The organism is Streptomyces sp. OZ13, assembly GCF_052068155.1.
GTDB lineage: Bacteria > Actinomycetota > Actinomycetes > Streptomycetales > Streptomycetaceae > Streptomyces.
The window spans coordinates 78,907-103,976 of record NZ_JBQHCZ010000011.1 but is presented as its reverse complement, the minus strand read 5'-3'; the positions used below and the strand labels follow the sequence as shown (position 1 = coordinate 103,976).

The window sequence follows — 25,070 nt, the reverse complement described above, 5'->3', positions numbered from 1 at the left end:
GTCATGCACACCGACATACATCTGACACTGCACGAGCTGCGCGCCGGGGAACTGCGCGCGGCGGCCGCCGGCCACGTGCCACGCGAACGGCTGCGCACCCGACTGGGCCTCGCCCTCGTCGAGTGGGGGATGCGGCTGCTGCGGCAGCCGCCCGCGCAGGCCCGGTGCACGACCCGTCTCGCATGAGCGGGCAGGGGGGAACCGCCGCGGCCGTGGCCGCGCGGGGGCGGCGCGGACCGCTGGCCGCCGTGCTGGCCGCCAACGCCGTCTCCATCACCGGCAATTCGCTCACACTCATCGGCGTACCGTGGTTCGCCCTCCAGACCACGGGCAGCCCCGCCAAGGCCGGCCTGGTCGCCTTCTGCGCGACCCTGCCGGTCGTCATCTCCGCGATCGCCGGCGGCCCGGTCATCGACCGCGTCGGCCGGCGCCGCGTCAGCATCGTCACCGACCTCGTCTGCGCCCTCACCCTCGCCGCGATCCCCCTGCTGCACTACGCGGGAGCGCTCCGGTTCTGGATGCTGTGCGCGCTGATGGCCGTCACGGGCCTGTTCCACGCCCCCGGCGAGACCGCCCGCTACGTGCTCGTGCCCGACCTGGCCCGGGTCGCGGGAACCAGCCTGTCGCGGGCCGCCAGCCTCTTCGACGCCGTCTCGCGCGGCGCGCGGATGTCCGGCGCGGCGCTCGCCGGCGTACTCATCGCCCTGATCGGCGCCGAGGCCGTCCTGCTGGTCGACGCGGCCACCTTCTGCGGCTCCGCGCTGCTGATCCGCCTGGGGCTGCGGCGGGTCGCCGCCGCCGAACCACGGCGGGACGCGCCCCGGGTGTCCTTCACGGCGTACCGGGCCGAACTGCGCGAGGGCTACGCCTTCCTGCTGCGCGCCCGGCTGCTGCTCGGCGTCGTACTGATGGTGATGGTCACCAACGGCCTGGACCAGGGCTGGAGTTCGGTGCTGCTGCCCGTGCACGCCAAGGAGAACCTGGACGGCGCCCGTGACCTCGGTCTGCTGGTCGCCGCCTTCGGCGGCTGCGCACTGCTCGGAGCCCTGCTCTACGCGGCTGTCGGGCACCGCTTCCGCCGGTGGACGCTCTTCACCTGTGCGTTCCTGATCTGCGGGCTGCCGCGGTTCGTCGTGGCGGCGCTGGTGGACGGCACGGTGCCGCTCGCCGTGACCATGGCGGCGGGCGGGCTGGCCGCCGGGATGCTGAACCCGATCCTGACCACGGTCATGTACGAGCGCGTGCCCGAGCGGCTGCGCAGCCGGGTCGCGAGCGCCACCACCGCCGGGGTGCTGATGACCACGCCGCTCGGCGGCCTGGCGGCCGGCTACCTCATCGAACAGGCGGGCCTGGCGACGGCGCTGCTGACCTTGGGCGGGCTGTACTTCCTGACGACCCTTGCCCCGGCGGTGTTCCCGCGCTGGCGCGAGATGGACGCGGCGCCCGCGGACGGCGGCGTCGTCGACGGGAGTCCCGGTCCGAAGGCCGACGGCGTCGCCGACGGGAGCCCGGGGGCCAAGACCGACGGTCCGGGCCTCAGCAGCTCGGGACCTTCCCGCCCTTCTCCAGCGAACGCAGCGACTCCACCGCGCCCTTGAGCGTCGTGACGGGGATCAGGCGCATTCCCTCGGGCAGTTCGGCCTGCGCGTCGGAGCACTCGTCCTTGGGCACCAGGAAGACGGTCGCCCCGTCACGCCGCGCCGCCTGGGTCTTCAGCGACACCCCGCCGACCGCGCCGACCTCGCCGTCGGCGCTGATCGTCCCCGTACCCGCGATGTTGCGGCCGCCGGTGAGGTCGCCGCCCGCGCCGTCGCCCGCGAGCTTGTCGATGATGCCGAGGGAGAACAGCAGCCCGGCGCTGGGCCCGCCCACGTCGGCGAGGTGCAACGACACCTTGACCTCGGCGGGGTCCTCACCGAGGTAGGAGAGGGCCGCACGGGCGGCGACGTCCTGCGACTTCTCCATGTCCGCGACGTTGCGCCGCTCGATCTCCTTGTCCGACTTGCCCGCCGGGTAGACGGCGTCGCGCGGCAGCACGGCACGGTCGGCGCGGAACCAGCCGTCGGCCACGTCCCCGAGGTCGACGTCGGTGGCCGGTCCCGTCGCGACGATCGTCGTCATCCGCAGCGCCCCCTCCGTCTTGCGGGTCGGCGCACCGGAGATCGTGATCACCGGCGTCCCCTGGTCCTCGCCGAGCACATCCGCGGTCATGCCCGGCTGGGCGACGACGAACGGCAGGGGCGCCAGTCCGGCGACGGCGAACAGCGCCACGACGGGCAGGGCACAGAGAGCGAGGGCGCGGGGGCGCGTGAGACTGGAGAGCACGGCGTCAATCTATCCGGCGCGGACCCGTCGCGGTCGGCGGGCGGCGGGTCCGGTGCCACGGCCCGCCGTCCGCGGGCCGCGATCGCTACCGGAGCGCGTCCGCGACCTCGCGCGCCGCGTCCACGACGCGCGGCCCCACCCTCTCCGGTACGGCGTCGGCCAGCATCACCACACCGACGCTGCCCTCTATGCCCGTCACACCCACCAGGGCCGCGGCGGCGCCGCTCGCGCCCGCCTCCAGTTCCCCGTGGGTGAGCGTGTATCCGGGCTCGGTGCTCTTGGTCTGGCGGGCGGCGAGGATCGCCTTGCCGGCCGCGCCCCGGTCCAACGGGTGGCGGAAGCCGGCCCGGTAGGCCACGTGGTAATCCGTCCACGTCGGTTCGACGACGGCGACCGCGAGGGCCTCCGCCCCGTCGACGAGGGTCAGGTGGGCCGTCGCCCCTATGTCCTCCGCGAGCGAGCGCAGGGCCGGCATCGCGGCCTCCCGCACCAGCGGATGGACCTGGCGGCCGAGGCGCAGCACGCCCAGGCCGACCCTGGCGCGGCCGCCGAGGTCGCGTCGGACGAGGGCGTGCTGCTCGAGGGTGGCGAGCAGCCGGTAGACGACGGTGCGGTTGACGCCGAGTTTGGTGGACAACTCGGTGACGGTCAGCCCGTGGTCGGTATCGGCGAGCAGCTTGAGGACACGTAGTCCCCTGTCGAGCGTCTGGGAGGTCTCCGCGGTCACGACGCCCTCTCCTTCGGAGTGAGTGACGGCGATCCTCACAAGGGATGTCGCGGCACCGGTCCCATCGGCGACGCACCCAGAGGCCGCCGGCAGGCCATGGCACACCGACTGCGCTCCGCGGCGGCGCTGCCACGGGGCGTTTGCATTGCGGGGACAGTAGCGACCGGCACCGCTCAGCGGAAGCCCTCGTCCAGAATCCGGGCGATCTTCCTTCGACGACGGGTTATTGATCCCCGTACGGGCCATGTGGGCGGGCGCCGGCACGACCGTCGACGGCCGCGGTTCGGTGCGGCCCGGCCGTCGTCCGCCGCGGTGCGGGCGGCGGTGCCACCGGACGACGGTCGTCCGGTGACATACGGGCGCCGGGTCAGCGCATCCGCGTGGCCCACTCCTGGACCTTCTTGATCCGCTCCCGGATCTGACCGGCCGTCGCCTCCGCGCTCGGCGGACCGCCGCACACCCGGCGCAGCTCGGTGTGGATCACCCCGTGCGGCTTGCCGCTCTGGTGTACGTACGCGCCGACCATCGTGTTCAACTGCTTGCGCAGTTCCAGCAGTTCCTTGTGGGAGACGACCGGGCGGCGCTCGGCCGGCAGCTCGAGGAGGTCGGCCTCCTCGTCGGGCTTCTTGCGGCTGTGCGCGATCTGCCGTGCCTGCCGCTTCTGGAGCAGCAGCTGCACCTGGTCCGGTTCGAGGAGCCCGGGGATGCCCAGGTAGTCCTGCTCCTCCTCGCTGCCCGGGTGCGCCTGCATGCCGAACTCGGCCCCGTCGTACAGCACACGGTCGAAGACGGCGTCGGACTCCAGCGCCTCGAAGGGCAGCATGTCCTGCTCGCCGGTGTCCTCGTCCTGCTGCTTCTCGGCCTCCGCCATCTCCTTCTCGGACTCGGCGTACGGGTCCTCGTCGCCGTCCTTCTTCGGCTTGTCGAGGGCGTGGTCGCGCTCGACCTCCATCTCGGAGGCGAAGCCGAGCAGGTTCGGGATGGTGGGGAGGAAGACGGAGGCCGTCTCGCCGCGCCGGCGGGACCGTACGAAACGGCCCACGGCCTGCGCGAAGAACAGCGGCGTCGAGATCGTCGTCGCGTACACACCGACCGCGAGGCGCGGTACGTCGACGCCTTCCGACACCATGCGGACGGCGACCATCCAGCGTGACCCGTCCTCACTGAACTCCTCGATCCGCTTGGACGCCGCCGCCTCGTCGGAGAGCACGACGGTGGCCTTGGTCCCCGTGATCTCGCGGATCAGTTTGGCGTACGAGCGGGCCGAGTCCTGGTCGGAGGCGATGACGAGGCCGCCCGCGTCGGGGATGCCCTTCCTGACCTCGGTCAGCCGCTGGTCGGCGGCGCGCAGGACGTTCGGCATCCAGTCGCCGCGCGGGTCGAGCGCGGTGCGCCAGGCCTGCGAGATGGCGTCCTTCGTCATCGGTTCGCCGAGCCGCGCGGCGACCTCGTCACCGGCCTTGGTGCGCCAGCGCATGTTGCCGCTGTAGGAGAGGAAGATGACGGGCCGGACGACGCCGTCGCCGAGGGCGTTGCCGTAGCCGTAGGTGTAGTCGGCGGCGGAACGGCGGATGCCGTCGTTCCCCTCCTCGTACGTGACGAACGGGATCGGATTGGTGTCCGAGCGGAAGGGCGTGCCGGTGAGGGCGAGGCGGCGGGTCGCCGGCTCGAACGCCTCGAGACACGCCTCGCCCCACGACTTGGAGTCACCGGCGTGGTGGATCTCGTCGAGGATGACGAGCGTCTTGCGCTGCTCGCAGCGGTTGCGGTGCAGCATGGGGCGCACCCCGACACCGGCGTAGGTGACGGCGACCCCGTGGTACTCCTTGCTCAGCGGTCCCGCGCTGTACTCCGGGTCCAGCTTGATCCCTATCCGCGCCGCCGCGGCCGCCCACTGCTTCTTCAGGTGCTCGGTCGGCGCGACGACGGTCACCTGCTGCACGACATGGTGGTGCAGCAGCCAGGACGCGAGGGTGAGGGCGAACGTCGTCTTGCCGGCGCCGGGCGTGGCGACGGCGAGGAAGTCTCGCGGCTGCTCCTGGAGGTACTTCTCCATGGCGCCCTGCTGCCAGGCACGCAGCTTGTTCGCCGTGCCCCAGGGGGCACGGCCGGGGAAGGCGGGTGAGAGGTGGTGGGAGGCGGTAGTAGTCACGGTCTCCGGTTCGGGCTCTCGGTGCGGGGCGCGGGCGTCGGCATCGGCGTCGTTACGTACGACAACCGGGCCACCCTACCGGTGGCCCGGTTGTCGTCCGGGACAGACGGGGCCCGTCGCGAAGACTGGGAGGTGCCTCACATCCGGGTCACTGCGTGAACCGCGGCAACTGCTCGGCGATCTTGGGCACGTCCAGCAGTCCTTGGCACACGTTCAGTACGAACTGCTCAGCCTCGTCCACGTCGAAGACCGGGCTCAGCCGATGCCCGTTGACATGAAGGAAGACCCATGTCGCATACCAGGCGATGCGCTTGTTGCCGTCGACCAACGCGTGGTTACGGGCCAGCGACTCCATGAGCGCGGCAGCCTTCTGCCAGATGTCCGGATAGGCATCCTGGCCGAATACGCTCGACTGCGGCCGGGCAAGGGCCGAGTCCAGCAGCCCATAGTCGCGCACCTCGTCGGCCCCGAGGCGCTGAGCAAGCTTGAGCAGCTCGGGAAGGGTGAGGTAGTTCATCAGGCGAGCCTCCGGTTGAGCTCCTCACTCACCTTCAGAACGTGGTCCGCCGCTTCGTTGAAAAGACGCGAGTGCTCGTTTATGGCGGTGATCACGGCGTCGTGGGCGAAGGACTGCATGCTTCGGCCTTCCGCCTCGGCGCGCTCGCGCAGGGCGTTCAGCTCTTCGTCGGTGAACCTCAGATTCAGACCAGCCATGACTCGATGGTACCAAGCGGTACCAAGCGGTACTACGTCGTCGGCACCCGCAGCCGCGTGGCCACCCACGCCCCCGCCAGCGCCACTCCCGCCATCGGCAGGAACACCGCCGCGAAGGCCGCAGGGTGGGCGCCCGAGACGCCGTCGGACACGGCGTGGGCCGCGCCCGCCGCGCCGCCGCCGAGGGCGGCGAAGGCCGCGCCGCCCGCCGCGAGGAGCAGCACGTTCGACAGGGCGTCGGAGATCTGGAGCGCGGCCGAGTTGGCACCGGCCTCCTCGGGAGCGGACAGCTTCAGCAGCAGCACACTGGTCGAGCCGATCACCAGTCCCATGCCGAAGCACCCGAAGCCCCAGGCGACACCGACGGTCCACACCGGGACCGCTTCGATCAGCACGCTCGGCGCGGTCGCGATGGCCGCCGCGACGAGCAGCATGCCGAGCACCACCAGACGTTCCCGGTACGGCTCGGTCCGCGGCCGTGACTGTACGTACGAGCCCAGCGCCCATGTCGCACCGCCGACCGCCAGCGACAGGCCCGCCATCGTCGGGGACAGCCCACGCTGCGTGACCAGCATCAGCGGGACGAAGGACTCGGCCGCGATGAACGACCCGGCCGCCACGCCCCGCAGCAGGACCACGGACGGCAGGCCGCGCGCCGCCCGGTACGTCCCGGCGGGCAGCAGGCCGAGCGCCGACGGTACGAGCAGCGCCGCGCCCAGGGCCGCGGGCAGCAGGGACAGCCAGCGCAGGTCCTGGCCGGCGTACTGGAGGAAGCCGGCTCCGATCGAGATGCCGAGGGCCAGCCGGATCCGCCGCCGGTCGAAGGGCGGCACGGGCGCGGAGGCGTCCGCGGGTCCGGCTGCGGTGCGCCGGATCGCGGGCAGCGCGAGCGTGAGCGGCAGGAGGACCAGGGCGGGGATGCCGATGAACACCCAGCGCCAGCCGAGCTGCTCGGTGACCGTGCCGGCGGCGAGCGGCCCGACGACCGACGGGATCACCCAGCTCGCCGCGAACGCCGCCATGATCGCGGGCTGGAGCCGTCGTGGATAGGCGCGGCTCACCACGACGTAGAGCGCGACGATGACCAGTCCGCCACCCAGGCCCTGCACGGCGCGTCCGAGCACGAACACCCACATGACACCCGCGGTGCCCGACAGCATCAGCCCCGCGGCGAAGGCGCTCATCCCGCCCGCCAGCGCGCCGAGCGGGCCCCTGCGGTCCGCCCACTGCCCGCTGACGACCATGCCGAAGAGGCTGGTGGTGAAGTACGCGGAGAAGGCGAAGGCGTACAGCGGGATGCCGTGCAGCTCGCGGGCGGCGACCGGCATGGCCGTACCGACGGCGGTGGCCTCGAAGGCGATCAGGAAGACGACGGCGACGATCCCGATGCTGAGCGCCCGGTGCTCACGACCGAGAACACCGCTCTGCCTGCCGTGCGGCTTGCCGTGGTGCGCGCCCAGGTGCGTGCCGTCCGCCCGGACGTCGTGCGCGCCGTCCGGCCGCCCCTCGTACCGGGTGCCCTGCCCGGCGGCCTGCGGGTCGTCGTGCCGGCCACCGGGCTCGTCGTCACGCTCGTCGTCACGCTTGTCGTCGGCGAAGGCTCCGGCTGCTGCTGCCGGGCGGGGAGCGACATCGGCGTCACTCGGCTCGAGGGGGACGGTCATGGGCTCAAGAGTAAGGGGCAAGAGCACCATTGGGCCCTGTCGTTCGGCGGGGCCGGACTGGTCCCTTCGTCGTACGACCATGAACGGCGTATGGCAGTCGTGTTGCGGCACGGACCGGATCGTTGAGGCCCGCCGCATCGGCCCCGTACGGTCGAGGAGTTGGAAGACACGGCCGTGTGCCCGAGTGGCTCAGGGGCTCGACTGCAACTCGAGTTACACCGGTTCGAATCCGGTCACGGCCTCCGCGGACAGCGGTGCGACGACGGCCGCCCCTCGTGACGGGGGGCGGCCGTCGTCGTACCCGAGCCAGGACGGCTCGCGGCGGTCCCCCGCGTCCACCGGGTCCGCCATGCCGCCCCGGATCTGTCCGGGGTGCCGGCCGCGTTGCTCCCGGTGCTGGAACGTTGCCTGTCCAACGGTCCCGCGGAGCGGCCCACGACGGCGGAGCTCCCCGGGCGGCTCCACTCCGGTGACGGCGGGTCCGCCGGCCACCTGCCCGCCCCGTTTCTGTTCGCCCGTTCGGGCGCGCACGCCGCCAACCGTGCGCCCGGGCCCGCAAGTGCCCCGCGGGTGACGGCCGGGCGACGCTCTCCCCGGGAGCCCGCCGGCCGTCCGCCCGGCACGGAACAGCGGGCCGGTAGTCTCCTGTGGCGTTGTCATGCCTAGGGGGATTCGCAGATGGAACGAGCGCGGACGCGACAGCCACGACCGGGCGGGCCGCGCAGCATCGGCCCGTACCACCTCGTCACCCGCCTCGACCCGACCGGCCCCGGCTTCCCCCCGGTTCCCGAGCACCGGTTCGTGGCACGCAGCGCCGACGGCGAGCGCACCGTCCTGATCTGCGCTCCTCTCGAAGCCGCCGACCCCGCGCGTTTCCTCGTCGAGGCGGACGCGGCCCGCCGGCTGGTCGGCCCTTGGACGCTGCCGGTCGCCGACCTCTCGCCCACGCCGGAGATCGCGTGGTATGCCACGCCCTATCTCCCGGTGCTCCCGCTGCCCGTGGCGCTGGCCGTGCACGGCGGCCCGTTGCCCGAGCACACCGTACGAGCCCTGGGCGCCGCCCTGGCCGAAACCCTGACGGGTGCCCACGCCGTCGGCATCACGCATGCCGGCCTCTCCCCCGCCGCGGTGCTCGTGGCCTGGAACGGGCCACGCCTGACCTGCTTCGGCGCGGCCCGCGCGGCGGCCCCGGACGGGGAGGCCCGCACGGGCATCGCGGGGCTGGAGCCGGGCAGCCTCGCCCCCGAGGCGGCCGCCGGCGGACGTCCTCGTCCGCCGGGCGACATCTTCGGCCTGGGTGCGGTCATGGCATACGCCGCCACCGGCCACACGGTCCCGGACAGCGCCGAACTCCCGGAGTCTCTGCGTCCCTTGATCTCCCGCTGCCTGTCCCGCGACGCGGCGGCCCGTCCGACGGCCGCCGAGCTCCTGCACGTCCTGCCCCCGTCGACACCCGCCCCCACATCGACGGTCCTGGACTCTGCAGGCTCCCTCCTGGGCCCCGGCTGGCTCCCCGGCCGGGTGGTGGCCGCCATCGCCCGGCAGTCGTCGGAGGTCCTGGCCGCCGAAGTCCGTACGCCCCGGACGTTCGCAGTCTGACGGCGAAGCACCTCCCGCATGACGGCGTCGCCACGCGCGTATGTCCCTCGTTGCGCCGGGGCTGTGGGCCTGAGGACCGAAGCCCCCGGAGCCACCGGATCAACGGTATTCGGCCGACGTCGGCCCAACATCCGCCAGAGACGAGCACCGACGGGTCCGGGCTCGCGCCGACAGACAGACGTCGCGTCCAAGGCCGCCTCGCCATCACAACCCTGCCCGGTCAGGTCATCGCCGTCTACGACCGACGGCCGCGCCGTGCGGGACATCGCCGACCAGGCACCGTGAACCTGCGCCGGATCAGCTGAGCCCCCGAGGTTGTCGCAGCGCCTGGTCCGCACGGTCAAGCCCGGTCAAGGGTCGCGGTTTCGGAAAGGCCCCCCCGCTTCTCGCATCGCAGTTCCCCGGCCAGGGCAAACGCTGCCGCGTTGAGAAGCGTCAAATTCGCCTCACGCAGCTGCTTCATGTCGCCGGTCGGCTCATCTCTGTTCGAGATCTCGCCACGCAGAATGACCGCCTTCGCCGCTTGTTCACCAAGGAGCGGACTGACACATTCAAAGTAAAGAGAAGCCCGCTTGGAGCCTGCCAGCGCCTTTCGGCCCACCTTGTATGGCGTCAGCTCATCCGCATGCTCCGAACTGTCGAGAAATTCTCCATCGTCCAGCGCAAATTCGAGACTGACATCGTCCAGGTCAGAGGAGGCCGATGCATAGACGGAACAGAGTTCAACCTCGGAACCCTTGGAGACGCCCGCCTGTTCGAATTCACCCTTCAGCGTTTCAGCGGCACCCTCAAGGCCTTCTCCGGTGCCTTCAGGATCGAATTCCCGGGCACCTGTCACGGTCTCCAGCGCCCTGGAAGCCGATGGGCTCCGAAAGACACCGTCGCACAGCCGGGCCGCGCCCACCATTTTACCCTCGGAAGGCTTACCTGTCTCAGGACCGCCGCCCTCCGTGCAGGCCACTGCAGTCAAGAGGAGACCCACCGCGATCGCCGCTGCCGCGCTCCTTCGCACGTTCGTTTCTCCAGTCACTTCACTCAGTCATCTGTTTCGGGACGGTGACCCTGCTGATTCTCACGATCGATACCCTTGCCGTAACCGGAGATTACAGCTTCCTCCATGTCCTGACCGAAATCGCCATTGGGGTCGACGTTGTGCTCTTGCATGAAGTGCTTCATCGGCGATTCAGCTGTGAGTTCTCCAGCTCTGAAAATCTCTCGTCGCTGAAGCTGAATATCGTCCTTGCTGTCCTGCTGCTTGGTCTCTGTCCAGTCCCCGACCACTTGGCCGATTTTTTCCCCAACGGCTCCGCTCGCGGTGTCAACGGCAACGGGCACCAGGATGGCCGCCACACCAGCACCGGCCGCCGTCGCCGGCAGGAAGGCTACTCCTGCGCCGACCGCAGCCACGGCGCCGAACTTGATCCACGCAGAGCGCTTCTCAAGAGCCTTGTTGTACTCCTCGTCCTTCTTGAGCCCTTCAGCCTCGACCTGGTCGGCGCGCGACTGGTCCAACATGCCTTGGACCTCCGAACCCGTACGCACCACCTCTCGTGCGTGCGCCTCATTGATCTGGCCGCCCGGACCGACCTGTGCCTCGAGCATGCTGCTCGTGTAGACACGCTCAGCTGTGGAGACGGACGCATAGGCATCCGGGTACTGACCCAGTGCGCTGAGGAACTGGCGTGCTCCGTCACGACCGAAGACCCCGTGCGCTTCCGTGTTCTTGTCCGGCGCGTAGAGGCTGTCCGATTCGTTCTCGTTCAACGCCCAGTTGATGTCATCAACGTATCCCGCACCCATATGGCCCAGGCTGTCGACCAGCGCCGAATGATCCTTCTTGAGGAACTCCGGGTCTCCCCCGTACTTTTCGACGACCTTCTCCATAAGCTCGGCGGACGCCTCGTCCCGTACGAGTTTGGGGTTCGGATCGTCGTAGGCGTGACCGAGCGTCGCCGATTCCAGGGCGTGCCCGAAAGCATCGGGCATGAAGTTCAACGACTCTTTGGCTTCATCCAGATTATGCCCGACGATGTCCGGGAAGGACTTGTAGTCCTTGTTTGTGAAGTAGTCAAAATAGCTCGTGATTTCCTTGCCGTCGGCACCCTTCGGGGGGCCACCCTTGTAGCTGCCGTCCTCGTTGTACGCCTTCGGTTCGGACGAGAAGAACTCCTTCGAGGCCTCTGGGCTGTGCCCAAGCGCTTCCAACATACTGACGACCGGGTCGTAGCCGGATCCGTTCTTGCCCGACGGGTTCAAGGGATGCTTGTCGTAACCGGCCATGCCCTTCGAGTCGGCGAACATGTACGGGTCTTTGGCATGCAGCTGGACCACATGCTCCGCGATCGGATTCAAGAACTTCGGGTCGTAGTTGCCGTACCGCATGATGCCGCCGAGCAACTGATATCCGAAGGGACCGCTGTAGTCATGCTTGGTCAACGGGATGCGCTCGGTGCCCAGCTTGCGCATCTCGTCGCCCCACTTCTGGGTCCACTTGTCATCCTTGCCAGTGGGGTCAGTTGCTGTGGCAAGGTTGAGACCCAGATTTCTCTGTAGCTCCTGAACGTCCTTCAGCCGCTCCTTGTCCTGCTTCGACAAGTCGTACGTGTCCGTGGAGAGCTGCCCGAAGAACTCCAGGGAGCCCTTCGGCCCGAGGCCGTCGTAGAAGGTCCGGGAGAACACCTTCGAGTCGTGGTTGTCCTTCAGGAGCTCGTTGAGCTGCTCGAGCTCCTGGTGCGAGAGGTCACGGCCCTTCTTCGCGAGATCGACCGCCCGCTGGGCCTCTTCGGCGTCGATGCTGCTGTACTTCGGGGCACTGAAGTTGTGCTTGTCGCCGGTGATGTTCGCCTTGAGGGCGTTGGACACGGCGATGTCCGCGTCGTCGCACGTCTCGATGATCGCGTCCACACGCTTCTGCATGGCCTCGATCTTCGCCCGCTGAGCCCGCAACGCCTCCGGATAGTCCGGGTCGTGCCGCGCTCCCTGGTCCTTCTCCAGCGGATACGACGCCTCGACCTTGCCTTGGGCGGTGATAACCAGGTGCTGGGCCGGCGCCTCGGTGTCCATGAGCTTCTTGAGGTCGTCCTTGGCCTTCTTGAACGCCTCGTACCCGTCCGAGAGGATCTGCTTGATCCCCTTGGCCGCCTTCGCCGCGTCGTCGAACTCCTTGGCCGTCTTGTCGACGAACGGCTTGGTGACTTCGGCGTTCACCCCGCGCCAGTAGTCGTCCTTCGCCTTGGCCGCCATCGTGGAACCGGCGTCGGTGGCAAGCGTCTCGAGGTCGGTCGTCATCTTCGTCCAGTCGTCCACCGACGCCTTCAGCTTGTCGAGTGGAGCGTGGTACACGTTGTCGAACGTCAGCATGGCTCCCCCGCCTACTTCAGGTACTCGTTGATCTTCGACACGCTCAGGGACGCCGCGATGTCCTTCTCGTCCTGCGCGTGCGACGCGGCGCTGTAATCGAGATGGTTCGAGATGTTCGCGCACGCATCGAGCAGCGTCTGTAGTTGAGAGCCCCAGGTCTCGTGCACCGTCGCCATCGCGGCACCGGTCCGGAAACCGTTGACGGTCATCATCGTCGCAGCTTCCGACGTGCTCGCATTCGCTTTCTTCCCGACCGTGTTCAAGCGGCCGTGCAGGAGGAATGCGGCGTTTCCAATAGCACCCAGCTTGTCCTGATTGGCCTGAAGATCGGCGGTGCTGCTGCCGCCACCCCCCTCCGCAGGCAGTTGGTTCAAACGCATGCTGACATTCGCAGTCGACTCGGAACGGACCGAAGACCACTCGGTGTCGAACGACATGAATCCCCCGGAACCTGTGCAAACGATAGGTGGCGTGCCAATGGGCAGTCGGACCGAACCACCCTACGACGGAATCCGGACAGACCAAATGCCCCGCCCAGCATCTCTGCATCCAAGTGCCGCTTGGGCTGTGTCGGGTAGGGACATGCCCTGGAGCAGGCTGCTGCGGCGTGCGCCGGTAGGCTCCACTTGCGTAGCCATGCCTCGGGGGGATTCACATATGGAACGTGCGCCAATGCGCGGACTGAACCGCGCGCCGGCCCGTGTCGGCCGGACTTCGCATGGTGCCGCCCGTCGGATGTCCGGAGTCTGACGGCGATGCTTTCCCCTTTGACTCACGACGATCCGGTCGAGATCGCCGGCCACCGCCTGCTCGCCCGGCTCGGTCACGGCGGCATGGGCACCGTCTATCTCGCCCGTACCTCCGGCGGACGCGTCCTGGCGCTGAAAACCATGCACGCCGCCATCGCCACGGACCCCACCGCCCGCACCCGTTTCCACCTCGAGACCGACGCCGCCCGCATCATCGGGGACCACCACGGCGCCACCGTCGTCGACGCCGACCCCACCGCCGAAACGCCCTGGCTCGCCACCGAATACGTCCTGGGCCCACCCCTCGACGACGCCGTCGGCCTCTGCGGGCCCCTCCCCGAAGCCTCCGTCCGCGCCATCGGCGCCGCCCTCGCCGGAGCCCTGACCCAGCTCCACACCTCGGACGTCGTCCACCGCGACCTCAAGCCCTCCAACGTCATGATCACCGCCTACGGGCCCAAGATCATCGACTTCGGCATCGCTCGCGCCGCGGGAGACGACCGCCTCACCCGCACCGGCGCCGCGGCGGGCACGCCCGCCTACATGTCCCCCGAGCAGGCCACCGGGCAGGAACACGCACCCGCCGGCGACACCTTCGCCCTCGCCGGCGTCCTGGTGTACGCCGCCACCGGCCGGCCGCCCTTCGGCAGCGGACAGGCGGCCGACCTTCTCTACCGCATCCGCTACACCGAACCCGACCTCACAGGGCTCCCCCCGGCCCTCGCGCCCGTCCTCAGCCGCTGCCTCGGCAAGGACCCCGCCGAGCGCCCCACCACCGGAGAGCTGGCCGCCCAACTCCATGACGGACAGGGCCAGTTCGCCGACCATCTGCCCCATACACTCCTCACCGACATCGCGCGACGCGCCACGGACGTGTGGGCCCACCACCCCCACCGGCTTCCAGAGCCGGCGCATACCCCGCCGATCACGGAAACAGCCGCTGGACGCGCCACGGTCTCCCGTCGCACGCTTCTCAAGCGCGGTGGAGGAACCGCCGCAGGCGCAATCGCGCTCGGAGCCGGCATCTGGGCCTGGCTCGACAACCGCGGTACAAGCGCCGCCGAGGACACGGCTGCGCCGTCCCCTGCTTCTGAGGTTCCCAAACTGCCGGGCTCTGTTTGGACCAGGGGCATCTCGAGGAACTCGCAGGAAGTCGACACTGCTCCGCTGCTGGCGGGTGACTGCCTGGCGATCACGACGGTCGAAGGGCTGATCGGTGTCGATGTAGCTACGGGAGAGGACAGGTGGCTCCGCAAGGAAATGGTGTCGGCCAGTGCGGTGACAACGGATGGTCGGCGCATCTATGCGATCACGCCGGATCCGAGTGAACTGACCCTCTGTACGGTGGACCTGGCGGACGGCTCTCTGGAACTCGTACTGGTACTCGACGACTTCAACAGCGCTCTCAAGAACGGGAAGCTGCTCTGCGTCTCGGACGGCACCGCCTTCCTCGTCGCCGGCCAAGGGGAAACCGATGCCCGCGCCACCTGGTATCTGGTCGCCGCCGACGTCTCCTCCGGGGAGGAGCTCTGGCGCAGCGAGCTGGGCCCTCTGGAAAACCCGGTCCTGAAGTCCTTCTACTCTGCACGCTCCCTCGCGGGGAGCTTCCTCATGACGGTCGGCGACTCCGAGAGCGAGGCGCGCCTCGAGTGCTACGACGCCGCGACCGGCGCCTTCCGCTGGGCGGTCAAGCCCGATGCCCCTCTTGTCGCCGGCATCGTGATGGATGAGAGACATGTGTACCTGGGCGCCAATACCTTCGGTCTCAGCACCGAACGCCATCAGGTCATCGCCGTGCGTCTGACAGACGGAAGAACGGTGTGGGAGTACGGCGAGGACGTCCCCCAGGACCTTCCGCATCCGGTCCTCGGCGGGGACGTGCTGTACACCATGCGCTTCGGCGGGATCGTCACAATGATCGACGCCGCCGAGGGAAGTCTCGTCTGGGAGTCGTCTCCCGTACCGGACCGCTACGGCGTCGCCTTCGTCGGCGAACAGCACCTCTACATCATCGGTAAGTCCGGGCTCGAGGTGATCGACATTCGTACGCGCCGGACGCGCAACACCGTGACGATGCCGCAGGACGCCCGCTACGTCCGCGCGGACAACGGCATGTTCGTCGCTGTACAGACGGACGTGATTGCCGGCTACTCCGTGGAGTGACGTACCTCCTCGTTCCCCCTCCCCCACACGGAAAGAGTTTCGATGCAGCCCCTCGGCCCCGGCGATCCGATTCGACTCGGCCCCTATCGGCTCCTGGGAGTCCTGGGAGCCGGGGGTATGGGAAGGGTGTACCTCGGTCAGGACGGTTCGGGTCGGACCGCCGCGGTGAAGGTGCTGCACCCCGGCCTGACGAACGACCTGAATCTCACCCAGAGGTTCGTGCGCGAGGCGGAGGCCGCACAAGCGGTGACGAGCCCCGGCGTGGCCCGGTTGCTCGCCGCTCAGACGGAGGCCGGGAGGCTGTGGATCTCCACCGAATTCCTGGCCGGACCGACGCTCGACAGTGCCGTGGAACGCCACGGCCCGTTCGACGAGCCCGCTCTGCGCCACCTGGCCCATTCGCTGGCCCACACCCTCTGCGACATCCACCGCGCCGGGCTGATCCACCGGGACATCAAGCCGTCCAACATCATCCTCACCAGGACCGGTCCACGCATCATCGACTTCGGAATCGCTCGGCCGGAGCACGGCCTCACGCTCACGACCACCGGGCAGGCACCCGCAACACCCGGGTACGGTGCGCCGGAACAGGTGCTCGGGCAGCGGGTGGATCCTTCGGCCGACGTGTTCTCGCTGGGCGCCGTTCTCGCCTACGCGGCCGGCGGGCGCCGCGTGTTCGACGGCGCGCACGTCGCGGCCGTGCAGTACGAGGTCGTCCACGGGCAGCCGCGACTCGACGCCGTACCTTGGCAGTTCCGCAGTCTCATCGAGCCCTGTCTGTCGAAAGTCCCTGGAAATCGTCCTCGGCCTGAGCACATTGCACAGGCGTTCGCCACTCGGCGCGGAGACGAAAAGAGTTGGCGCACCGGCGCCCTCGCATCCGACATCAAGGAGCGCGAGACGGAAGTGAATCGCTTCGTGACAGCCGTCGGACCGCGAGCGGGACAACAGCCGTCGCGCCGCAGGTTCCTCGTCGCGTCGCTGTCGGCCGGAGGCGCGGTGCTGGCAGCAGCCGGCGGGACCACGGCCTGGTGGCTGAACCACATTGCGGGCGGGCCGGTTGCGATCCCACCGGACGCGAAGCCTGTGGCAAACCAGGAGTACGCCGACGGAAGGACCCCCCGGCCGCTGTGGGGGCCGCTGAATGTGGCGGCAGAAGGCCCGGTCCCGCCGCCGATCGCAATGCATGGGGTAGTGATCTTCAGCGCTCGTGACGGTGGCCTTGCTGCGCACAAGGCCGTAGACGGCGAGGAAGTGTGGAATCTTTCTGAAGCGTCCGGCACAGCGGGCATGCTCCAACTGTCAGAGACGCACTTCATCGCGGTGACGGACGGCGGCGAGGTGGCTTCCCTGGACGCCTCCACAGGAGAACAGCAATGGGCAGCGTCCGCGGAGGCGGTCCAGCTGCTCGCTCTGGACGAAACATGCGTCTATGTACTCACACGGGCCGAGGAGATCCGTGCCGTGGAGATCTCCGGGCGCAAGCCGTTGTGGACGGTGACTGCGCCGGAGGGCATGCAGTCTGCCCACCGGCCGCTCGCCGCGGCCGGTGCCGAGCGCCTTGTCGTCTCGGGTTCGAACGGAGTCGTGATCGCCCTGAGCACGGACACCGGACGTGAAGTCTGGCGGCGTAGCCAAGGGTTCGGGCCGGCCATGCCGGCCATTGACCGGTCCAGTGTGTATCTCGGAGGCAGAGAACTCGCCGCCCTGATGGTGGCGGACGGCACAGAGCGATGGACCGTCTCCGGCTACACCTCCTCCGCCGCGGACGGATGGGGCGCGCCGTGGGTCAAGGAGCTGAATGTCTGTGCCATCGTCGGCGGCAGGCCCCAATCGGTGCGCATGTCCAATGGAGACACGGACTTGATGGGGAACGACTCGATGGAAGCAGACGTGTTGAGCAGCCTTCCACCCGTGGCCGAGGGCAGAAGCCTCCTGGTCGACGGAGCTGAGGGGGTGTCGGTCTTCCACGACCCTCCCTCCAGGCGTGCCTGGGTCTACAAGTCCGACACAGGGGCGCCGACCGTGATGGCGGGTGCCGGCCGTCGGGTGTTCCTCGTGAGCGACGGAAACGTGACCGCTGTGCCTGTCCTGTAGGGGCGTCCTGGCTTCAGCCTCGACGTGCCCGGACGACGGGAATGCCGATCGCGGCTCCGAGGAGCAGCGCCGCGGCCACCCCCAGACCGATCCACAGGCCCGAATTGCTTTCGTCCTCGGACGCAGGAGCGGCCACGGCCGGTTGTTCCTTGCTGTCCTCGCTTCCTGCAGCAGGCTCCGAAGCATCGGGCGACGGCGCCGAGGACGGAGAGGCAGCCTCCGCCAGGTCGGGCAGCGGGTACTCGTTGGCAGGGCCAGGGTCTCCGGGCGACTTGAGCGCGATGCGCGGGCGGACGACGCCGTAACCGATCGAGTCGTTGCGCTTGTTGCCGCTCCTCGGACCGCCTGCGGTGTTGAGCATGACCCGCAGGACCTGGTTGTTGGTCCACTCCGGGTACTTGGACCAGATCAGGGCGGCGGAGGCGGAGGCCAGGGCGGTGGCGTCACTCGTGCCGCTGGATACGCAGTAGCGACCCGGGCCGGCCTCCTTGCAGGCAGAGACGATGTCCACACCTGGCGCAACCAAGTCGACTTCCGGGCCGGTTGCCGACTCAGCCGTCTTGTTCACCTTCTTGTCCACGCTGCCGACCGCCACAACGCCAGGCACCGCTGCCGGATATTCGACGAAGGAGGTTCCCGAGTTGCCCGCGGCGGCGAAAATAAGCTTGTTCTTGCCGAGGGCGTATTGCACAGCTTCCTCAACAACCTCGGACTGCATGACCCCGCCCAAGGAAATATTGATGACCTTGGCGGAGGAGTCTGCAGCGTAGCGGATGGCCGCTGCTTCGGCTCTCTCGGCATCCATGCCCATTTGCTCGCCGTCCTCTTTCCAGAGGCGGATGGGCAGAATCTTGGCGCCGGGTGCAAGGCCGTAGCTTCCGCCACCCTTGCCGGTTCCGGCGATCAGAGCCGCCATGCCCGTCCCGTGGCCGTCGACGTCGTCGGCGTAAGTCCCGGATTCGGGGGAGAAGTCCCGCCCCTCCAGTACCTGACCGCGCAGGTCAGGAAGACTTGGGTCCACTCCCGTGTCGATGACGGCGACCGTTACGCCCTCGCCGGTACTCGTCTTCCACATCTCATCGGCATTCATGGCGTCGAGGTGCCATTGCTTCGACCGAAGAGAGTCCGCATGAGCGGGTGTAGCTGCGATGCCCACCAGCAGCAGTCCCAAAGTGGCCGAGAGCGCTCGGCCAAGCCGAAGCTGTTGACGGCTGCTGGTGTTCATCCTCATCCTTCGCTCTATCTACTTCAGTCGATGACGGGTGGAACGACCCGCCGGGTGCCCTGCTGCCAGGTCTCGTCGTCCTCTGACAGGTAGTCGGGACGCTCACCACGTTCGTCGTCCCGACGCCGACCACTGCTGTTGGTCCCCGCGCCCATCGCGCCCGTACGTCCTACTTGGCCCGATCCCGCCCCGCCACCGGCGGGCGTACCACGCACCAGACCAGAACCACCTGCTGTGAACGGGCGGGCTCCTGCCTGACCCGCCTGGGGCGGGCGGCCACCGATTACGCCACCACTCTCCGAAGCCAGACGACGGCCGCTGAAAGCACCACTCTGTCCGGCCCCGGTGGGGCCGCCAGGCATCCCTGGCATGTGCCCCATGCCGCGTCCCATAGGTCCACGGGCGTTACCTTCACCGCCGATGACGTTGGTGCGCGGAATCCCGCCCGTCGGCCGACCGACGGAAGGTGCGACAGGGCGGCCACCCGTGATGCCGCTGTCTCGGGGCATTCTGGAATTGATGCCGCCACCACTCGGCGGCACGACGTTCCTCGCGTTCGGGAAGCCCTTGCCACCGCCCGGAGGCGCGGAGGCGGGCCCCACGGTCTTACCCATCTGCGTCGGCGGGATTCCCACAACCGGTGGAAGCACATTGGTTTCGGGCCGGCCGGTAGGAGACGGCCCAACGGGCGTCGGGGGAAGCTGTGTCTGAGGCGGCAGCGTGTCCAGGCTGTCGATTCCCATTTCCACAGGGCGCTCTTGCTTTGGCGCGATCACATCGGTCTGTACGACCGTGGTGGAGTCCGGTCGGCCCCCCTTGGAGTCAGGATTCGAGGCAGGCACATACTGGTCAACTGTTCCGCGATCCATCCCGATGCTGCGATCGGCCGTGCCGCCGATGGACCGGCTGTTCCTGGGCTCAGGCGGCACGAATTCACCCGGCGGCGGCGGGAACGTCGGCGGCTCCGCTGCGCTGATCACGAACGTCGAGAACGAGTAGGACTGGGCCAGCTTGTTCATCTGCTGCACAGCCTGGGCGTGGTCCTCGGTCATCTTGGACCACGCCTCGCGCCGGATGTCCTCGGAGTCAGGGTCGTTGCGGTACTTGACGGCGGCGTCGTAGTTGGCTTGGGCAGTCGCGTCCTTCTCCGGGAGGTTGGCCTTCACCTCTCGGAGTGTCTGAGCCGCGTTGCCGATCCACGTACCGCCGACAGTGCTGTACGTCCCGAGCTGGAGCGTCGCCTTCCATGCCTGGTCGCCCCATGTCTCCATGGCCTTGCCGGCTTCACCCTCCCAGCGGACGCCCTTGATGTACGCCCTGAGGTCTTCGCCGATCTCAGTGATCGTCTTCCCGGCGTCGGTCAGCTGGTCGGACAGATTCTTGAGCGTCTCCGGGTTCGCCGCCTTCACCATGGCGAGCATCTGTTCATGCGTCTTGGACTCGAAGTCGGTGGTTCCGAAAAAGAGACCCAGGATTCCCAGCGGAGGCATGACCACTCCGCCGCCCTCGCTCGGTTCAGCCATTGTTCTTCCCCACCCTTCCCCGTGCCTTCATGTCTGCCGACATCAGAAGTCCGTGCCGCCCGAGGAGTCGCCCTGGCCGGCCTCGTCCTTCGGCTTTTCGTCCTTGGGCTTCTCAGCCTCGCGTCGTTCCTGCTCGCGCCGATCGACGGCTGCTTGAGCGTCGGCACTGATGCGCCGCATGCGCTCTTTGATGTCGTCGTCGATGTTCTGATAGCCCTTGGACGACCCGTCCACCGCGATGCCCAGGCCTTCGATCTGACCCGCGAGCCCCTTGGACAGGTTCTTGAGCTCTGCGTGCACCCGCTGATAGATACCGAAAAGCGCCTTGGCCTCGCTGAAGCCCGTGCCCATGTCTCCTTCGGGAATCTCTCCGTCAGCGAGCTTCCCCGGTGCCGCCGGTGATCCCTCGAGCCGCAGAAGGAGCTTGTCCACCCGCCCCTTGAACGCGGCGAGTTCCCCGGCATCGACATCCAGGTCCTTGCCGCTGCCACCCCCGCTCGGCGCACTCGGCCTCGGTACCGGCGGGCCGTACACCGGCCGCCCCGTCCCGTCGTCCTCCGCCACGAATGCCTCCCCGTTTACACACGTCTGCAGGGATCACTCTACCGAGTGGGCATGACACAGCGCACCCCTGGATTGCACTAGCAACCCGCCGACTACGTCACGAGTTTGGAACAGCCACCGCCGCCTGCGGCCGGATCGGGAGGCGGTTGATCGGGCGGCCCGTGGCCGCGCGGACCGCGGAAGCGACCGCGGCCGGGGACGTGACCACCGGCGCGGCGCTCGCGGGCTTGGCCCCGAAGGGGGCCACCACGTCGCGTTCCTCGACGAGTTTCACGATGCGAATGTCCGGCGCGTCCAGGGCCGTCGGGAGGGCGTAGCCGGTGAGGTCGGGGTGGCGGATCACACCGCGGGCCGTGCGGAGGTTCTCCGTGAGGGCCGCGCCGACGCCCTGGGTCACCCCGGCCTCTATGCGGGTGGCCAGCTGCGCGGGGTTGAGGACGCGGCCGACGTCCTGCGCCACCGCCATTTCGACCACGCGGACCGAGCCCAGTTCGATGTCGACGTCCACCACCGCGCGGATGGCGCAGAACGCCAGGCCCACGAAGGCGTCGCCCTGGCCCGACTCGTCGAGCGGCTCTGTGGGGTGGGGGCGGCACTGGGCGGTGGCCCAGAGTTCCTTGCCGTCCATCGCCTCCGTGACCGTCGTCGACAGGACACCGTCGTACGACGTGATCTTGCCGTCGGTGATCTGGAGCAGTTCGGTGGACATGCCGAACTTGTGGGCCAGCGGCTGGAGAAGCTGTGTGCGGACCATCTTCGCGGCGCGTTCGACCGCGCCGCCCGACACCCAGGTGTGGCGGCCGTGGGCGGCGGGGCCGGCCGGTGGCTGGTCGGTGTCGACGGAGGCGACGCGGACGTCGTCGATGCCCAGGGTCTCCTGGACGATCTGCCGGGCGAGGGTCGTGAATCCGGAGCCCGTCTCGACAGCCGCGCAGATGACCGTGGCGACTCCGTCGTGGACCTTGACCGTGGCCGTGGAGACCTCGTCGGTGCCTTCCGCGCCGAGCATGTGGACCATGCCGAGGGCGTAGCCGACGCCGCGGCGTACCGCGCCCGGTTCGCCGGCTCCTTCGGGGCCGCCCGGGAGGAGCCAGTCGTCCTCCGGGGAGTCCTTGGGGAGGGGCGGCAGCGGGAAGTCCCGTACGGCCTGTAGCAGTTCGGCGACGGGCGCCGGGCAGGTGACGGTCTGGCCGGTGGGCAGGATGTCGCCGGTGGCGAGGACGTTGCGCAGGCGGATCTCGGTCTGGTCCAGGCCGAGTTTCGCGGCGAGCTTGTCCATCTGCGCCTCGTACGCGGCGCAGACCTGCATCGCTCCCTCGCCCCGTACATGGCCGGAGGGCGGGTTGTTCGTGCGTACCGCCCAGCCCTCGATGTGGGCGTGCGGGACGACGTACGGCCCGCAGGCGAACGCTACGGCGGCGGCCAGCGACTCGGAGGAGGCGTCGGCGTACGCGCCCGCGTCGAGCAGCAGCTGCGCCTCGACCTTGACGAGGTGGCCCTCCGCGTCCGCGTGGTGCCGGTAGCGCAGCAGCGTCGGGTGGCGGTGGGCGTGGCCGAGGAAGGACTCCTCGCGGGTGGCGGCGAGTTTGACCGGGCAGCCGGTACGCAGGGCGAGCAGTCCGAGGGGCAGCTGGAAGCCTGGGTCCTCGCGGTCGCCCGTCGCACCCGGTACGCCGGTGACGACGACCTTGACGCGTTCCGGTTCGAGGCCGAAGCAGGCCGCGGCGAGGTCGCGGTCCGTGTGCGGGTCGGTGGACGCCACGTAGAGCTCGACGCCGCCGTCGGGACGGGGCACGGCGAGGCCGGCCTCGGCGCCGATGGGTGCCGGGTCCTGGCGGCCGATGCGGTACAGGCCCTCGACGATCACGTCGCCCGTCGCGTCCGGGTCGCCGTAGCGGAGCGGGATGTGGCGGATGAGGTTGCCGTCGGGGTGCAGAGGTTCGGCGGCGAAGGCCTTCTCGGGGTCCGTGACCGGCTCGAGGACCTCGTACTCCACCGCGATGGCCGCCGCCGCGAGGCGGGCCGTGTCGGGGTGGTCTGCGGCGACCGCGGCGATCGCCTCGCCGTGGTGGCGGACGATCTCGGACGCGAAGACGGGCCGGTCGGCGATGCGCCTGCCGTACGCACCGTCCCCGGGAATGTCCTGGTGGGTGATCACGGCGTGTACGCCCGGCATCTCGACGGCCGCGGACGTGTCCACGGACACGATGCGTGCGTGCGGGTGCGGCGAGCGCAGCAGCGCGGCCCACAGCAACCCCTCTGCCCACAGGTCGGAGGCGTAGGGGAACGTGCCCTCGCTCTTGGCGCGGGTGTCGGCGGCGGGAAGCGACGCGCCGAGGCCGTGGGCAGGAGCCTCCGGCCGGGGGCTGTCGACCGGCTGCGGCATCGCAGTGGTGGCCGCGTCGTTGCTCACGCCATGCCTCCGTCGTGCGGGTGAATCTGCACACTACCTGCGCCGGGTGCCGCCTGGTGCGGGATGCGGGCTTCGTCACCGGCCTCCGCCTCCTCGGCGGCGGCGGTGGCGCTCGCCGCGCGTTCGGCGACCACCTCGCGCACGGCGTCGAGGACGCCGCGGTAGCCGGAGCAGCGGCAGAGGTTGCCGCACAGGGCCTGGCGGGTCTCCAGTTCCGTGGGGGCGTGGTTGCCCTCGAGGAGGTCGTGGACGGTCATCGCCATACCGGGGATGCAGAAGCCGCACTGGACGGCGCCGCACGCCGCCAGCGCCCGCTGGACGTCGGAGGGTTCGCCGTCGGTGGCGAGGCCTTCGACCGTACGCACCTCGGAGCCGGCGGCGGTCGCCGCGGGAACCAGGCAGGAGGCGACGAGCCGGCCGTCGACCTGCACGTTGCAGGCGCCGCATTCGCCCTGGGAGCAGCCGTCCTTGGCACCCGCGAGGCCGAGGCGCTCGCGCAGGACGTAGAGCAGGGACTCGCCTATCCAGGCGTCGCTGACCGGGCGGTCCGTGCCGTTGACGCGCAGGACGTACGAGGTGGGCGGGTGCTCCTCGGTCCCGGCGGGCGCCGCGGGCTCAGCGGCCGGGGCGGGGTCGGCCGGCACGGCCTCGGCGTCGGCTGCGGCTTCGGTGCCGGCTCCGGCCTCGGCCTCGGCCTGGGGTCCGGCCACCGGCTCGGGCTCGGATCCCGATTCCGATCGGGATCCGGTCTCAGGCCGAGACAGGTGTTCGACCTCGGCCTCGGCCCCGGCGGACGTCCCGCCCGGCTCCCGCACCGTGACGGCGGGCTCCGCGGCCTGGACCGGTCCGGTCACCGCCACGTCCTCCGCGGCGTCCTCCTCTGCGGCCGGCTCGGCGGCCACGGGCTCCGGCCCGGACCCGGCCGGCTCCTCCGCCCGCTGCGACCCGTCCGCCGCCCAGGGCGCGGAGGCGCCGCCCGGCAGCGTCGCCCAGGGCGCCGGCGCGCCTCCGGGGAGCGTCGCGGACGGGGTCGTACCGGCCCAGGGCGCGTCGGCGCCGGGCGGCAGCGGGAACTCGCCGGAGTCGGAATCGGACGCCGCAGCGGGCTCCGCCTCCTGCACCTCCGCGAACTCCGAGAACTGTGGGAACTGAGGGAAGTGCGAGGCCGCCTGCGGCCCTTGGGCATCCGGAGCACCCTGAAACGCATGGGGCTCCCCGGACTGCCCTGACTCACGGACCTCATAGGCCTCGCGCGCACCATGCGCACCGGGGACATCCTGCGCATCGCGCGCATCCTGAAAGCCCTGTGCGCCATGAGCCTCATGGGTGCCGTGGGCGTCGTGTGAGTCATGGGCGTTGTGCGTCTCGTGGACGTCCTGGGACTCGTGAAAGGCCCACTGCCCCGTCTCGTTCACGTTCACGTTCGTGTTCGCGTCGGACGCGCCGTCCGCCCCCTGCCCGGCAGGCTCCGGCCACGGCGTCGCCCAGCCGCCGGCCGCTGCCGGGTCCGTCCCCGCGGCAGGCGTCAGCGGCCTGATCATCGGCGGTACGTAGCCGTGCCCCGGCGCCTCGAGCGGGGCGGAGTCGGAGGTGGTGAACTCCTGCGGCAGCTGGAAGAAGGCCGTGGCCTCGCCGTCGTACTCGCCGCCCTGCGGCGTGGGCTGCCAGCCGCCGCCCTGGTCCCCGTACGAGCCGTACGAATCACCGTAGGAACCCTGCGGTGATTCGTGCCGGCCGTACGCCTCCCCGTGCTCGGGCTGCCCATAAGGCTGCCCCTGCTCGTACTGCCCGTACG

20 protein-coding genes and 1 tRNA gene are annotated in these 25,070 nt (G+C 69.6%); 6 read left to right on the top strand and 15 right to left on the bottom strand.

Annotated features, from left to right (window positions below; all coding sequences use genetic code 11):
• Positions 1 to 3: 3 nt before the first annotated feature.
• Both ACTMTU_RS23675 and ACTMTU_RS23670 read left to right on the top strand, forming a co-directional pair.
• Positions 4 to 186, top strand: a complete 183-nt coding sequence (locus ACTMTU_RS23675; protein ID WP_441265491.1) for a hypothetical protein — start codon at positions 4 to 6, stop codon at positions 184 to 186.
• Positions 183 to 1,598, top strand: coding sequence for an MFS transporter (locus ACTMTU_RS23670; protein WP_441265490.1), 1,416 nt, complete (start codon positions 183 to 185; stop codon positions 1,596 to 1,598). Before ACTMTU_RS23675 ends, ACTMTU_RS23670 begins: the two co-directional genes overlap by 4 nt.
• On the opposite strand, the gene ACTMTU_RS23665 is transcribed toward ACTMTU_RS23670, so the two are convergent.
• The 6 genes from ACTMTU_RS23665 to ACTMTU_RS23640 all read right to left on the bottom strand — a co-directional run bounded on the left by ACTMTU_RS23665 (position 1,537) and on the right by ACTMTU_RS23640 (position 7,582).
• Complete coding sequence (locus ACTMTU_RS23665; RefSeq protein WP_441265489.1) at positions 1,537 to 2,325, bottom strand: YlbL family protein; 789 nt, start codon at positions 2,323 to 2,325, stop codon at positions 1,537 to 1,539. The two genes, ACTMTU_RS23670 and ACTMTU_RS23665, sit on opposite strands and share 62 nt — an antisense overlap.
• 85 nt (positions 2,326 to 2,410) lie before the next feature.
• The gene (locus ACTMTU_RS23660; protein ID WP_441265488.1) at positions 2,411 to 3,052 is read right to left on the bottom strand and encodes an IclR family transcriptional regulator; all 642 of its coding nucleotides are present in this window, start codon (positions 3,050 to 3,052) and stop codon (positions 2,411 to 2,413) included.
• Positions 3,053 to 3,419: 367 nt separating this feature from the next.
• Positions 3,420 to 5,204: a DEAD/DEAH box helicase gene (locus tag ACTMTU_RS23655; RefSeq protein ID WP_307706666.1), complete on the bottom strand. Its 1,785-nt coding sequence runs from the start codon at positions 5,202 to 5,204 to the stop codon at positions 3,420 to 3,422.
• A gap of 148 nt (positions 5,205 to 5,352) precedes the next feature.
• Positions 5,353 to 5,721 (bottom strand): type II toxin-antitoxin system death-on-curing family toxin, encoded by a 369-nt coding sequence (locus ACTMTU_RS23650; RefSeq protein WP_441265487.1) that lies wholly within the window; start codon positions 5,719 to 5,721, stop codon positions 5,353 to 5,355.
• Positions 5,721 to 5,918, bottom strand: coding sequence for an Arc family DNA-binding protein (locus ACTMTU_RS23645; protein ID WP_441265486.1), 198 nt, complete (start codon positions 5,916 to 5,918; stop codon positions 5,721 to 5,723). The genes ACTMTU_RS23650 and ACTMTU_RS23645 overlap by 1 nt, the downstream gene beginning before the upstream one ends.
• A 32-nt stretch (positions 5,919 to 5,950) precedes the next feature.
• Entirely contained in the window at positions 5,951 to 7,582 is a 1,632-nt protein-coding gene (locus ACTMTU_RS23640; RefSeq protein ID WP_441265485.1) for an MFS transporter, read from the bottom strand.
• A gap of 170 nt (positions 7,583 to 7,752) precedes the next feature.
• On the opposite strand from ACTMTU_RS23640, the gene ACTMTU_RS23635 reads away from it, so the two are divergent.
• Positions 7,753 to 7,824 (top strand) — tRNA-Cys (locus ACTMTU_RS23635).
• On the opposite strand, the gene ACTMTU_RS23630 is transcribed toward ACTMTU_RS23635, so the two are convergent.
• Positions 7,796 to 7,933 carry a hypothetical protein gene (locus ACTMTU_RS23630; protein ID WP_441265484.1) on the bottom strand — a complete coding sequence of 46 codons (138 nt, stop codon included), beginning with the start codon at positions 7,931 to 7,933 and terminating at the stop codon, positions 7,796 to 7,798. The two genes, ACTMTU_RS23635 and ACTMTU_RS23630, sit on opposite strands and share 29 nt — an antisense overlap.
• 327 nt (positions 7,934 to 8,260) lie before the next feature.
• Here ACTMTU_RS23630 and ACTMTU_RS23625 point away from each other — a divergent pair, with 327 nt between their 5' ends.
• A complete protein-coding gene (locus ACTMTU_RS23625; protein ID WP_441265483.1) occupies positions 8,261 to 9,181 on the top strand; it encodes a serine/threonine protein kinase in 921 nt (306 codons plus the stop codon).
• A gap of 340 nt (positions 9,182 to 9,521) precedes the next feature.
• On the opposite strand, the gene ACTMTU_RS23620 is transcribed toward ACTMTU_RS23625, so the two are convergent.
• The 3 genes from ACTMTU_RS23620 to ACTMTU_RS23610 form a co-directional block, all read right to left on the bottom strand.
• Positions 9,522 to 10,019, bottom strand: a complete 498-nt coding sequence (locus ACTMTU_RS23620) for a hypothetical protein (RefSeq protein WP_441265482.1) — start codon at positions 10,017 to 10,019, stop codon at positions 9,522 to 9,524.
• 197 nt (positions 10,020 to 10,216) lie between these two features.
• Entirely contained in the window at positions 10,217 to 12,541 is a 2,325-nt protein-coding gene (locus tag ACTMTU_RS23615) for a hypothetical protein (protein ID WP_441265481.1), read from the bottom strand.
• Between the two features lie 11 nt (positions 12,542 to 12,552).
• Positions 12,553 to 12,978, bottom strand: a complete 426-nt coding sequence (locus ACTMTU_RS23610; protein ID WP_441265480.1) for a hypothetical protein — start codon at positions 12,976 to 12,978, stop codon at positions 12,553 to 12,555.
• Between the two features lie 330 nt (positions 12,979 to 13,308).
• On the opposite strand from ACTMTU_RS23610, the gene ACTMTU_RS23605 reads away from it, so the two are divergent.
• Together ACTMTU_RS23605 and ACTMTU_RS23600 are read left to right on the top strand one after the other, a co-directional pair.
• A complete protein-coding gene (locus ACTMTU_RS23605; RefSeq protein WP_441265479.1) occupies positions 13,309 to 15,453 on the top strand; it encodes a protein kinase domain-containing protein in 2,145 nt (714 codons plus the stop codon).
• A gap of 42 nt (positions 15,454 to 15,495) precedes the next feature.
• Positions 15,496 to 17,550: a protein kinase domain-containing protein gene (locus tag ACTMTU_RS23600; RefSeq protein WP_441265478.1), complete on the top strand. Its 2,055-nt coding sequence runs from the start codon at positions 15,496 to 15,498 to the stop codon at positions 17,548 to 17,550.
• Between the two features lie 13 nt (positions 17,551 to 17,563).
• On the opposite strand, the gene mycP is transcribed toward ACTMTU_RS23600, so the two are convergent.
• From mycP to ACTMTU_RS23575, 5 genes are all read right to left on the bottom strand, one after another.
• Entirely contained in the window at positions 17,564 to 18,775 is a 1,212-nt protein-coding gene (gene mycP, locus ACTMTU_RS23595) for a type VII secretion-associated serine protease mycosin (RefSeq protein WP_441265477.1), read from the bottom strand.
• A gap of 23 nt (positions 18,776 to 18,798) precedes the next feature.
• Positions 18,799 to 20,298, bottom strand: coding sequence for a WXG100 family type VII secretion target (locus ACTMTU_RS23590; protein WP_441265476.1), 1,500 nt, complete (start codon positions 20,296 to 20,298; stop codon positions 18,799 to 18,801).
• A gap of 42 nt (positions 20,299 to 20,340) precedes the next feature.
• Complete coding sequence (locus ACTMTU_RS23585) at positions 20,341 to 20,862, bottom strand: hypothetical protein (RefSeq protein ID WP_441265475.1); 522 nt, start codon at positions 20,860 to 20,862, stop codon at positions 20,341 to 20,343.
• Between the two features lie 97 nt (positions 20,863 to 20,959).
• Positions 20,960 to 23,275 carry a xanthine dehydrogenase family protein molybdopterin-binding subunit gene (locus ACTMTU_RS23580; protein WP_441265474.1) on the bottom strand — a complete coding sequence of 772 codons (2,316 nt, stop codon included), beginning with the start codon at positions 23,273 to 23,275 and terminating at the stop codon, positions 20,960 to 20,962.
• A complete protein-coding gene (locus ACTMTU_RS23575; protein WP_441265603.1) occupies positions 23,272 to 24,816 on the bottom strand; it encodes a 2Fe-2S iron-sulfur cluster-binding protein in 1,545 nt (514 codons plus the stop codon). Before ACTMTU_RS23575 ends, ACTMTU_RS23580 begins: the two co-directional genes overlap by 4 nt.
• Positions 24,817 to 25,070: the final 254 nt, after the last annotated feature.